The organism is Micromonospora sp. NPDC050980, assembly GCF_040653835.1.
In the GTDB taxonomy this organism is placed as follows: domain Bacteria; phylum Actinomycetota; class Actinomycetes; order Mycobacteriales; family Micromonosporaceae; genus Micromonospora.
This window is the reverse complement of the sequence record NZ_JBFAGS010000036.1, coordinates 18,043-29,022: the sequence shown is the minus strand read 5'-3', so window position 1 is coordinate 29,022 and position 10,980 is coordinate 18,043. Positions and strand designations below refer to the sequence as shown.

11 protein-coding genes are annotated in these 10,980 nt (G+C 72.1%); 5 read left to right on the top strand and 6 right to left on the bottom strand.

The window, feature by feature from the left end; translation table 11 throughout:
• The first annotated feature begins 357 nt into the window (after positions 1 to 357).
• The 3 genes from AB0H28_RS28610 to AB0H28_RS28600 all read left to right on the top strand — a co-directional run bounded on the left by AB0H28_RS28610 (position 358) and on the right by AB0H28_RS28600 (position 4,632).
• Complete coding sequence (locus AB0H28_RS28610; RefSeq protein WP_358046739.1) at positions 358 to 696, top strand: hypothetical protein; 339 nt, start codon at positions 358 to 360, stop codon at positions 694 to 696.
• 235 nt (positions 697 to 931) lie between these two features.
• Positions 932 to 1,174 carry a hypothetical protein gene (locus AB0H28_RS28605; protein ID WP_358046736.1) on the top strand — a complete coding sequence of 81 codons (243 nt, stop codon included), beginning with the start codon at positions 932 to 934 and terminating at the stop codon, positions 1,172 to 1,174.
• A gap of 194 nt (positions 1,175 to 1,368) precedes the next feature.
• On the top strand, positions 1,369 to 4,632 hold the full coding sequence (locus AB0H28_RS28600) for a putative Ig domain-containing protein (RefSeq protein ID WP_358046733.1): 3,264 nt from the start codon (positions 1,369 to 1,371) through the stop codon (positions 4,630 to 4,632).
• Here the strand turns inward: AB0H28_RS28600 and AB0H28_RS28595 are convergent.
• Complete coding sequence (locus AB0H28_RS28595; RefSeq protein WP_358046730.1) at positions 4,625 to 4,804, bottom strand: hypothetical protein; 180 nt, start codon at positions 4,802 to 4,804, stop codon at positions 4,625 to 4,627. The genes AB0H28_RS28600 and AB0H28_RS28595 overlap by 8 nt on opposite strands.
• Positions 4,805 to 4,904: 100 nt before the next feature.
• On the opposite strand from AB0H28_RS28595, the gene AB0H28_RS28590 reads away from it, so the two are divergent.
• Together AB0H28_RS28590 and AB0H28_RS28585 are read left to right on the top strand one after the other, a co-directional pair.
• Complete coding sequence (locus tag AB0H28_RS28590; protein ID WP_358046727.1) at positions 4,905 to 5,543, top strand: DUF305 domain-containing protein; 639 nt, start codon at positions 4,905 to 4,907, stop codon at positions 5,541 to 5,543.
• Between the two features lie 166 nt (positions 5,544 to 5,709).
• Positions 5,710 to 6,156: a DUF305 domain-containing protein gene (locus AB0H28_RS28585; RefSeq protein ID WP_358046724.1), complete on the top strand. Its 447-nt coding sequence runs from the start codon at positions 5,710 to 5,712 to the stop codon at positions 6,154 to 6,156.
• An 89-nt stretch (positions 6,157 to 6,245) separates the two neighbouring features.
• Here the strand turns inward: AB0H28_RS28585 and AB0H28_RS28580 are convergent, their stop codons facing one another.
• The 5 genes from AB0H28_RS28580 to AB0H28_RS28560 all read right to left on the bottom strand — a co-directional run bounded on the left by AB0H28_RS28580 (position 6,246) and on the right by AB0H28_RS28560 (position 10,870).
• A complete protein-coding gene (locus AB0H28_RS28580; RefSeq protein ID WP_358046721.1) occupies positions 6,246 to 7,910 on the bottom strand; it encodes a serine/threonine-protein kinase in 1,665 nt (554 codons plus the stop codon).
• Positions 7,911 to 7,998: 88 nt separating this feature from the next.
• Positions 7,999 to 8,718 carry an anti-sigma factor gene (locus tag AB0H28_RS28575; RefSeq protein WP_358046719.1) on the bottom strand — a complete coding sequence of 240 codons (720 nt, stop codon included), beginning with the start codon at positions 8,716 to 8,718 and terminating at the stop codon, positions 7,999 to 8,001.
• A complete protein-coding gene (sigK, locus tag AB0H28_RS28570) occupies positions 8,715 to 9,332 on the bottom strand; it encodes an ECF RNA polymerase sigma factor SigK (protein WP_358046717.1) in 618 nt (205 codons plus the stop codon). The genes AB0H28_RS28575 and sigK overlap by 4 nt, the downstream gene beginning before the upstream one ends.
• Before the next feature lie 60 nt (positions 9,333 to 9,392).
• Complete coding sequence (locus tag AB0H28_RS28565) at positions 9,393 to 10,067, bottom strand: class F sortase (RefSeq protein ID WP_358046714.1); 675 nt, start codon at positions 10,065 to 10,067, stop codon at positions 9,393 to 9,395.
• Between the two features lie 17 nt (positions 10,068 to 10,084).
• Positions 10,085 to 10,870 carry a hypothetical protein gene (locus AB0H28_RS28560; protein ID WP_358046711.1) on the bottom strand — a complete coding sequence of 262 codons (786 nt, stop codon included), beginning with the start codon at positions 10,868 to 10,870 and terminating at the stop codon, positions 10,085 to 10,087.
• Positions 10,871 to 10,980: the final 110 nt, after the last annotated feature.

The following is a 10,980-nucleotide window of genomic DNA, read 5'->3' as shown; positions in this document are numbered from 1 at the left end:
CCTCATGCCGGAAGCCTATGAGAAAGGCGGCCCCCCGGTCGCGTTGAGCACGACCGCTGGGTTCGTGCTCTCCTTCGTCCTCGCCACGCTGTGAGCGACGCCGCCGTTCCCTCGGATCCTGCCCGGCGGTGACCGCTCGACATGATCGCCCTGGGGGGATGTGACCGCACTCGGCTATGACAGCCGCATCGACACCGCACCGGGTTCGCCGCCTCCGCGAACTCGCGTACGTGCAGACGGGCCTGCGCTCAGCGGTTACCGATGGTGACGGCCGCGCCGACAGTCTGCGGTCTGTGGTGGCCGGCGTCGTCAACGAATCCGACTGTACGAACCGCCCACGGGTTGGTCAGGCTGGTGATGGCGCTGTCCGCCGCTCGGCTGGAGCAGGTTGCCACAACCGAGGCCGTTCGTGACTACCGCCGCTTCCACGCGTCGGCTGTTCGCCCGCATCGTCTCTCCGGTTGTGCGTACCGCATCACATCGATTCTTCTCTATCATATGACTCATGTTGGAGAGCTGGGCGGACGGCTTGCGCCGTCCACGAGAGGGGGGTGCCATGAGAATCATCGTGCGGCGTCGCCTGCGGGACGCGGCGTGCGCTCGACCGAGATCGGAGGTGTCCGGCTGTGGCTCGCGGTCTTCGGCCTGATCGCGATCATCGTGGGCGTGCAGGGATTGTTCATCCCGGACGGCTGATCGGTCCCGACGCCGATCCGTGCCCGCAGGTCGACTTCGCTGAGGGTCACCGCCGGTGGCCGACCTCGGCCGCCGCCGCAGCATGCTCATCTGCTGGACCGCGTGGAAACCGTGGGGACGCGGGTGATCCGGAAGCGACGTGGGCCGTGGCCGTGCGGCTGGTCGATACGAACCACCCCGGTCCGTTCGGCCGGTGTGCGCCCCGAACCGCGCCACGGCGTGCCATGCTGCCGGTATGCAGGGCGCGAACATCGTCGAGTTCCTCGGTGGTCCACTCGATGGACAGAGACGTATCCAGCAGGAATTTCCGGCGGTGCTCACCGTGCCGGTGCCGCCGGACTGGACCGGCGGCCACGCGACCACCCAGGAACACACCCCGGGGGGCCGCACCGTTTCGTACACGCTGCGCACCCAACCCGGAACCGACCGGCCCGCGATCGGTGACGACGGCCAGTACACCTACGAGTACCACGGATGAAGCGCCCCCACCTGGGCTGACCGGTGCCCGCGGAGGGGTCGGGCTTCGCCAGCGAGCGTGCTGGTCACGCAGCGACCGGGGGTGCCCTCTCGGGTGGTGTGGGGCTCTCTCACATACGTCCTTTATGTAACTTTCGATCGGTTGCGCCCCTAGGCTGTCCGGGAGCTGAGCGAACACCGGAGCCAGGAGCAGACATGTCACGCCCACGCCGATCGTCATCGATTCTCGCGGTGCTCACCGCCGCCGTCAGTGTGGTCACGCTCGTCGTCACCGCGACTGCCGCCTCCGCCGCCGGCTCCGTCCTGTTCGACCAACCCTTCCGGAACAACGTCGCGAACGGTGTCGGGCCGGTGGCCGTGCCGGGGGTGCCCGCCGGCTCGGCCACCAACGCCGCCTGCCTCAGCGCCGCGGGCAACACCGGCACCGGTCCGTTGCTGAGCTGTCCGGGCGCCACGGACACCCCGGGCAACGGCAAGCTCCGCCTGACGCCGGCCAGCACCCAGCGGCAGGGCGGCGTGTTCGGCGCGGTCAGCGTGCCCACCTCGCAGGGGCTGCACGTCTCGTTCACGTCGTACCAGTACGGCGGCAGCAGCCCGGGCGCGGACGGCCTGGCCTTCGTCCTCGCGGCCGTGGATCCGGCAAACCCGCTAGCCCCTGCCGTGATCGGTCAGCCCGGCGGCTCGCTCGGCTACTCCGCCGCGTTCACCGGTCGCAGTGTGGGTCTGTCGAACGGCTACCTCGGCGTCGGCCTGGACGTCTACGGCAACTTCAGCAACAGCGTCTACCAGGGCACCGGATGCACGAACCCGGCATACATCTCCACGACGGGCGGACGAGTTCCGGGCCAGGTGATCATCCGCGGGCCGGGCCGCAACGGAGCGGGTTACTGCGCCGTCAACAGCACCGCCAGCAGCACCTCCTCGCCCGCCATCGCGCTGCGCGCCGCGACTCGGCCGGCCGCCGCGGTGCCGGTAGACGTGGTGGCCAACACCACCAGGTCCCCGTTCACCACCGACAACGGCATCACCGTGCCAGCCGGGCAGTACGCCGTCCGGTTCACCCCGGTCGGTGGCACGGCCCGAACCCTCACCGGAGCGTTGCCGGTGGTCGCGTCGAGCCTCTATCCGTCGCCGACCTGGCTCAGCGCCGACGGCTATCCGCGCCAACTCGCCTTCGGCTGGGTCGGCTCGACGGGCTCGGTGACCGACTTCCACGAGGTCGACTCGACCCGCGTGGTCAGCTTCAACGCGGTGCCGGATCTCAGGGTCGTGCAGACCAGCTCTGTCGGCGCGGCTCCGCAGCCCGGTGACCCGGTCACCTACACCATCAGCAGCGGCGTCGATCCGGGGGTCGCCGAGACCGCCTCGATCTCGGTGACGCAGACCCTGCCCCCGGGTGTGCTGCCGCGGGGCGCCTTCGGCTCGGGCTGGGTCTGCGAACCGCCGGCCGGGCAGACCGTGAGATGCACCAACAGCAACGGCCCGTTCCCGGCGGGCAGCTCGCTACCGGCGATCAACGTGGTCGCCACCGTGACCGAGAGCAGTGTGACTCCCGCGCTGGTGCAGAGCGCGACGGTGGTCACCGCCTCGTCGGTCGACGCCAACCCCGGCTACGCCGGCGGCACCACGGCGGTCACGCCGCTGACCGTACCCACCGGCTTGGCCGTCGCGCCGGCGGTGGGTCCCGTCGGTGGCGGCACCGCCGTCACCGTCAGCGGCACCAACCTCGGCGGTGCGACCGCCATCACCATCGGCACTGCCGCCGAGCAGGCCGCCGGCACCTCGGTGGTGCTGCTGCCCTGCGCCGGCGGCGTGTCCGCCGGCTGCTTCACCACCAACGGGGACGGCACCCTCGGCATCCCCTCGATGCCGCCCCGGCCGGCGGCGGCCCCGGTGACCGTCTCCGTCGTGACCCGGGGAACGGCGGGCGCGGCCAACTACGTGTACGCCTCCGCGCCGGACGCGCCACCGGCGCCAACCGCCAGCGCCGGTGTCGCCGCCGCGACGGTCTCCTGGAGAGTCCCGTTGAGCGACGGTAGCGCGATCACCGGATACGTCGTCACACCGGTGCGCAACGGCGTGCCGCAGCCGGCGCTGACGTTCGACGCCTCCACCACCAGCCGGACGCTGACCGGGCTCACCGTCGGCGCCTCCTACTCGTTCCGCGTGGCTGCCACGAACGCGTACGGCACCGGGCCGGTCAGTCCCGCGTCGAACGCGGTGGTGCCCTACACCACGCCGGCCGCGCCGACGATCACCTCGGTCGTCGCCGGCACGAACTCCGCCGTGCTGACCTGGACCGCGCCCGCCGATGGTGGCTCCCCCGTCACCGGCTACCGCATCACTCCGTACGTCGATGCAGTGGCGCGGACCGCCGTCACCGTGCCCGCGACGTCGACCACGTGGAGCGTCACCGGCCTGACGTCCACCGAGACGTACACCTTCCGGATCGCGGCGGTCAACGCCGCCGGCACCGGGCCGGACTCCGCGCCCGCCGGGCCGGTCAGACCGAACCCGCCGCCGTCGCTCACCTTCGGGCCGCCGCCGGCCGGTGAGGTCGGCGCCGGCTACCGCGTCGCACTGACCGTGTCCGGTGGGACGGCGCCGCTCGCCTGGTCGGTGAGCGCCGGGACGCTACCGCCCGGGCTTACCTTCGATCCGGCCACCGGTGTGCTCTCCGGCAGCCCGCGGGAGGCGGGTAGCTACCCGTTCACGGTGCGGGTCACCGACGCCAGCGGGTTCTCCGACGACCGGCCGGCGACGATCACCGTCGCGACGGCCCCCCGCCTCAGCTTCGCGCCGCCGCCGCCCGCGAAGGCGTACGACCCCTACTCGTATCAGTTGGCGGTCGTCGGTGGCACCGGGCCCTTCGGCTGGTCGGTGAGCGCTGGTGCGCTTCCGCCCGGGCTCACCCTCGACCCGGGCGTCGGCCTGCTCGCCGGCACCCCCACCTCGGCGGGCAGCTTCGTGTTCACTGTCGAGGTGACCGACTCCTTCGGACAGCGGGACAGCCGCCCGGTCGAGCTGGTGGTCGACCCGCTGGGCGGCCTGACCATCAGCGCGCCCGCCAGCGCGTCACTGGGGACGGTCGACGCGGGCACGGCGGCGGTCACGGGACGCCTCGGACCGGTCACCGTCTCCGACGACCGCGGGCCCCGGTCCGGCGCCTGGACCGCGACCGTGGCGATCACGCCCTTCCGCGCCGGCTCGGGCTCGGCGGCCGAGACCATCGCACCGGCTGCCGTCGCGTACGTCTCGGGGCCGGCGGTGTCGACGACCGGCAACGGCAGCTTCACGCCCCAGCTCGGCGCGCCGCTGGACGTTCCACGGACGGCGGCAGCTTGGACCGGCGCGGCCGGTGCCAACTCGGCCACCTGGAATCCCGCCCTCTCGGTAAGTCTGCCGACTGACCTGGTGGTCGGCGCCTACCGCGCGACGGTGACCCACTCGGTCATCTGAGCCGCGTGGGTCGACGCCGGACACCGATGGCGACGAACGCCACGCCGGCGCCGGTGAGCAGCACGCCGGAGGCCAGGGCGAGCAGCGCCTGCCGGCCGGTGCCGGTGACCGGCAGCGGACCGTTCGACGGTGACGGTCTGGCGGTGGGGCCGCGGGTCGGCGACGCGGGCACCCGTGGTGCCTGCCCGAGTCGCTCTGCGCACGTTCACCGACTTGGAAAGGCTTAGTCTGTCATGTCCCGTACCTTTCGGCGCCGTGCCCTCGTGGCCGGCGTGAGCCTCACCGCCGGCGCTGTGTTGGTCGCCTGTGGCAGCAGCGACGACCACCGCGCGGCCGGCGACGGCCACCGCTCGCCCACCACCACCTCGGTCGACAGCACGTGGGCTGGGGCACACAACGCGGCGGACGTGATGTTCGCGCGGATGATGATCCCGCACCACCAGCAGGCAGTGGCCATGGCGGACCTGGCCGCCACCAGGGCTGCCGACCCTGAGGTCAAGCAGCTCGCCGTCCAGATCAAGGACGCCCAGGGACCCGAGATCGCCGCGATGAGCCGCTGGTTGACCAAGTGGGGCACGTCGATGCCGCCGGGCGGCGCCACCGCCACGCGGAGTGGCATGCCGGGGATGGGCCACGGCGGCCCGGCCAAGCCGGGCACGAGTCAGAGCACAAGCGGCATGCCGGGCATGATGTCCGAGGCCGACATGACCCGGTTGGCGGCGGCAGCCGGACGGGACTTCGACAGGCAGTTCCTGTCGATGATGATCGCCCACCACGAAGGGGCGATCGCGATGGCGCGGGACGAGGCCGCGCACGGGACCAACGCAGACGCCAAGGCGCTCGCCGGGCGGATCAGCACCGCCCAGCAGACCGAGATCGACGCGATGAGGATCCTGCTGACCCGGATCTGACCTGTACCGCGCGGTGGCCGGACCCGTCCGGACACCGCGCCGGTCAGGGTGGCGGAGCACGGTCAGCGGCGAGCGCCTCGCCTCAGCTCGCGCCTCCACAGAGAGTGTCACCGATGAGAGCAAGACGCCCGTGCCTGACGGGCCGTCGAGGACCGACGGAGGAAAGATGACGAAGAACTACATCCGGTTCGGCCTGGTGCTGCTGATCAGCCTCGCGGTCATGTTCGTCCTCACGCTGTCGCAGATCCGCCGATGGTCGGACTTCTACCTGAACCCGAGCAACTTCTACATGGCGGTGCTCATGGTGGCCGTCATGGGTCTGATCATGATGGGCGTCATGCACCAGATGTTCACCGACCGGCGCCTCAACATCGTGCTGTACGCCGTGTTGGGCGCCCTGTTCGTCGGCGGGTTCGCGGCCGTACGCACCGAGCCGTTCGTGGGCAACGAGGGCTTCCTCAAGTCGATGATTCCCCACCACTCCCGGGCGGTCCTGGTCTGTGCGGAGTCGAACATCACCGACCCGGAGATCGTCCGGCTCTGTGACCAGATCGTCACGTCCCAGGAGGAGGAGATCACGCAGATGAAGAAGATCCTCGGCGATCGGTACTGACCCAGTCCTGATCCGGGCGCACGACGCCGAGTCTGCCCGTGATGTCGGGTCGATCCCGACACCGTTCCATGAACCGTCACTCGGCCGCCTCAGACCAGGCGAAAATTCCGGAAGGCCGTCTGTTGGAGCGGGCGGGTCTGGGTCCACCGGCTGTCCTGGGTGATCCAGGACAGGCTGTAGGCGCGGGCTCGGCCGTCGTTGATCAGCAGCCGGCGGGTGTGCAACAGCTCCCCGTCGGGCTGGTCGCAGGTGTACTCCCACTCGGCGGCGCCACCCGGGCGGATGATCGGCCCGATGCTGATTTTCTGATATCCGGACAGCGCTCCGGTCCTGAGCAGGTCGCGCTCGGCGGCCTCCCATCGCTTCGATGGCATGGTGGAGGCTCTGACGCTGAGGTCGACGGCGACGGCGTCTGGCTGAGCGGGATCGCGGAAGCAGATCGTCGTGCCCTCGGTGTGCCGGGTCCAGCGCTCGGGCACCGCGATCAGGAAGCCCGCCGGGTCCTGGTGCCACGCCCACCCCTTCGGCGGGGCGTGCGGCAGCGGTTCGGTGGGGTCCCGCAGCGGTTCGGCCTCGCCGGCGGCGTCGTTCAGGCACAGGTGGGCGGGGGGGGCCGGTGCGATCGCCGGCATCGCGCCGGCCGTCGTGTCGTCCCGTCCGGCCGCCGGTGTGCCGTCCTGGCCGCGCAAGCCGCCCGTCACCGCGCCGGCTGCCGTGACGGCGACGGCACCGACTCCGATCAGGCCCAGCACGGCGCCGGCGAACGCCCAGCCGGTCGTCCGGTCGCGGGTGGTCGACGCGGTGACCGCGATGGCCGTGGTGGTGACCGCGTCCGGTGAGATCGGGTCGGTCGCCGCGGCGGCTGGACGCCACCGGGGCCGATCGGCGGCCCGGGGCTGCCCGCGGCCTGCTCGGGGTGTGGGCACGGGGTCGACGGGCGAGGTGGCCGCCGTTACCTGCTCAAGCCGGTCGCGGGCTTCCCGGGTGGACAGGCGCTGACGGGGATTGCGCAGCAGGAGACCGGTGATCGCGGGTTCGAGCGGCAGCGCGGTCATCCGGTCCGGTGCCTCGGTGGCCAGGGCGGCGAGCGCGGCGAGGGTGGTGGGCCGGGTCCACGGCAGCCGGCCCTCGGCGGCCAGGTAGAGGGTTGCGCCGAGGGCCCACAGGTCGGCGGCCGGGGTGGACCTGCCGTCCCGGGTGTGCTCCGGCGCGACGTACTGGAGCTTCGACAGGATCGCCGCGGTGACGGCCGCCGGGGCACGGCTGTCGAGGATCGACAGGCCGAATCCGCCGAGTACCACCCGCCCGTCGTCGGCGAGGAACACGTTTCGCGGACGGACCTCCCGGTGCAGCACCCCCACCGCGTGGGCGGCGTCGAGGGCGGCGAGCAGGTGCAGGCCCACCCTGGCGACCTCGGCCGGAGCCAGCGGGCCGTCGGTGGCGACCACCTCGGACAGGGTGCGGGAGGGTACATGCTCCATGACGAGCCAGAGGTACCCGTCGGTGCTGAGCGCGTCCCACATCCCGGTCACGCCCGGATGGTCCAGACTCGCCAGGGCGCGTACCTCCCCGAGCGTCGTGTCCCGCAGGCGCGACCGTTCCGCATTGCTCACCCAACCCGGTAGGGCGATCTGGTTGAGTGCGACGTGCCGGTCGAGTAGCTCGTCGCGTGCCAACCAGACGCGCCTCGGGGTCGCCGGGTCCCCGATCGGCGTGAGCCGGCGGTACCGGCCGGCGAGCAGCTCGTCATCCATGCTGGTGATTCGAAGCGGCTCCCGGCCCGGATGGGAACTGGCGATGAGAAATCTGCGAGCCGCGGCTGCGGCCCCGGCGCGCCAGGGCTCAGCTCAGTTCGACGGTACCGACGATCCGCGTGGGAGCGGCGGAGCCGCCCCGGGGCTCGTTGGACACGCCGAACGTGCCCGCACCGGCGACCGGACCGACGACAGTGGTCGCCGCCCTCGCACCCTCGCCGAGTTGCCCCACCTTGCGGGGCTCGCCGCCGTGGATGAGCCACAGCTCGTAGATCCGTCCGCGGCCGGGCTCGGGCAGGTCGCGCAGCAGCACCACACCGCGGTCGCGCTCGCGCGAGACCACCACGGTGGCCGCACCGCCGGGCTGCAGCGACCGCTCGAACACCCGGGCGTCGGGGGCCTCCAGGACGGCGGCGACCTGCCGGGCCTCGTCGGCGCTCGCCCGCTCGTCGCTGATCCGTCCGCTGCTCACGGTCCAGGTGACCGCGCTCGCACCGCCGGCCACCAGAACGGCTGCGGCTGCGGCCACGGTGAGCTGTCGCCACCTTCCCGCGCGCCGTCCGGCGCCCGCGGCGCGGCCCCTCAGCTGCGGGGTGCGCGCCACCTGAGCCAGGGTCCGCTCCCGCAGCCCGGGCGGTGGAGCCACGACGGTCTCGTCGGCGAGCCGCGCCACCGTCTGCCGAAGCTCGGCCACCTCGGTGCGGCACGGCTCGCACTCGGCCACGTGCCGCTCGAACGCCGCCCGCTCGACGTCGTCGACAGCGTCGAGAGCGTACGCGCCGGCGAGGGTGTGGATGTCGCCGCTCATGCCCGCCCCTCGATCTCGATGCCGAGGCAGTCGCGCATCCGGATCAGGCCGTCGCGCATCCTCGTCTTCACCGTCGGCAGCGGTGTCCGGAGCTTCTCGGCGACCTCGCGGTAGGTGTGGCCGCCGTAGTAGGCGAGGGTCACCGCTTCCCGCTGGACCGGTGTCAGCCGGCCCAGACACCGGCGGACCTGTTCCCGCTCCAGCCGCGCGGTGACGTCCTCGACCACCTCGTCGTAGGGAACGTGCGCTTCGGCCGCGGCGACCTGTGACGTCCGTCTGGTGTGCGCCTGTTCCGAGCGCACCCGGTCCACGACCCGGCGGTGCGCCATGGTCAGAATCCAGGCCAGGGCCGAGCCGCGACCGGCGTCGAAGCGGCCGGCGGTGCGCCACACCTCCACCATGACCTCCTGCGTCACCTCCTCCGCCTGCGCCGCGTCGCGAACGACGCGGCGAGTCAGCCCGAGGACCCGGCCCACCACGATGTCGTACAGCGACGCGAACGCCGCCTCGTCACCACGCGCCACGCGCGCCAGCAACTCCTCGGCGGTCGGCGGCGTCGCGGTGTCGGGCGGCACCGGCCGTAGCCGCCGCGCCTGGTCCGGGTCACCGCTCATTCTCGGCAGGTCCTTCCACTGACGCGACGATGGGTGTGCCGCCGACGCGTACCCGACGTGCTATGCGGGATGGGCATGGGCGAGGCGCGCGTAGACGATGACATTGTCGCGGTAGTGCCGGCGTTTGTCGTCGAACTCGCCGCCGCAGGTGATCAGGCGCAGTGCCGCGTGGTCGACGGCCCCGTACACCTCGTCGGTGGGGAAGCGGTCCTTGGGATACTGCGCCACCTTGGTCACGGTGAACGTCGCGCTGCTGCCGTCCTGCCGCTCGACCGTGATGTCGGCGCCGACGGTCAGCCTGCCCAGGTCGAAGAACGTTCCGCGGTGGCCCTTCCAGTCGACGTGGCCGGCGAGCACGGCCGGGCCGAGTGCTCCGGGCGTCGGCGCCCTGGTGAACCACCCTACGTCGGCGGCGCTGTCCGGGACCTGCATCGCCCCGTCCGCCTGTAGGCCGAGGGCGAGGACTGCCGCGGTGGCCCGCAGCGACGGGATCGACACCCGCGTCGGGGGTGACGAGGCCATCAGCGGACCCGAGGTCAACTCGCCCGGCCGGGTTGCCGGGTCGGCGGCCGGTTCCGCGGCCGAGACGTCGGGTCGGGGTGGTTCTCCGCCCGGTTGGGCGACGGCGAACCCGAACGTCACGGCCGCCGTCAGGGTGAGGATGCCGGCCACCGCCAGGAGCCTCGCGCGCTCCCGACGGCGGCCGGTCGGCCTTCGCGCGTCGCCGGTGCTCATCACGACCGCCTTCCGGTTCAGCGCCCGCCGGCGAGCCGGCGGCGGGAGACGACCGCACCGGCGGCGCCGAGCAGCGCGAGAGCCCCCACCGACCACATGACCGGCACGCCGCCGGAGGTGCTGCCGTCGCCGGTGGCGACACCCCCTGCGGGTACGGAGCCGGCGGCCGCGCCGCTGACCATGCCGCACGTAGCGGGGTCGGTGGCCTCGGCGGGGATGCCGTTGACGCCGACGGACTTCGCGAACGTCGACTCCCCGAGCGCCTCCATGTCGTACGTGCCGTTCTTGTTGGCGTCGATGCCGTGCTGCACGAGATGCAGGTCCTTGAGGTGTTCGATGGTGCCGGCGGGCAGCTCGGCGGCGGGGATGGTGCGCTCGTAGGTGAGGTTGCCCCGCGCATCGGCCTTCGGCATCCGGTCCACCGCCAGGCCGCTGGCCCTGGTGGTGTCCCCGGTGGTGGTCAGCGAGATGAAGATGTCGCCGTACATCTTCAGGCCCTCCTCGGTGCTGACGTAGCCGTTGCCGTCGGCGTCGGCGGACTTGTCCGGACAGTGGAAGTCCATGCTGTTGACCGCACCGTGCACGTGCTGGGCGTGCGGCGAGTTCGGCGTCATGCCCGTCGACCGGATCATGACCTTCAGATCACCTCCGTCCGTCGCGGTCAACGTCGCGGTTCCGGTCGCGCCGGTCTCGTTGAGATCCTGCAATTGGACCTGCACGCTCTCGCCGGCGTGCGCGACGCCCGGAACCGAGAGTGCCAGCGCGGCCACGGGCAGGGCGAGCAGGGCTCGGGAAGATCTCACAACAGGTCTCCGTCTCCGCCTGGGTCACGGCGTTGGTGTCGTTGCTGTCGGGAGGGATTCGTCGCCCACCACCCGCCGGACTGGTGCCGGATCGCACATTTCTCGACCGG

Coding starts and splice junctions, on each gene's coding strand:
- AB0H28_RS28610 (WP_358046739.1), top strand. CDS start 358: ATGGCGCTGTCCGCCGCTCGGCTGGAGCAGGTTGCCACAACCGAGGCC.
- AB0H28_RS28605 (WP_358046736.1), top strand. CDS start 932: ATGCAGGGCGCGAACATCGTCGAGTTCCTCGGTGGTCCACTCGATGGA.
- AB0H28_RS28600 (WP_358046733.1), top strand. CDS start 1,369: ATGTCACGCCCACGCCGATCGTCATCGATTCTCGCGGTGCTCACCGCC.
- AB0H28_RS28585 (WP_358046724.1), top strand. CDS start 5,710: ATGACGAAGAACTACATCCGGTTCGGCCTGGTGCTGCTGATCAGCCTC.
- AB0H28_RS28580 (WP_358046721.1), bottom strand. CDS start 7,910: ATGGATGACGAGCTGCTCGCCGGCCGGTACCGCCGGCTCACGCCGATC.
- AB0H28_RS28575 (WP_358046719.1), bottom strand. CDS start 8,718: ATGAGCGGCGACATCCACACCCTCGCCGGCGCGTACGCTCTCGACGCT.
- sigK (WP_358046717.1), bottom strand. CDS start 9,332: ATGAGCGGTGACCCGGACCAGGCGCGGCGGCTACGGCCGGTGCCGCCC.
- AB0H28_RS28565 (WP_358046714.1), bottom strand. CDS start 10,067: ATGAGCACCGGCGACGCGCGAAGGCCGACCGGCCGCCGTCGGGAGCGC.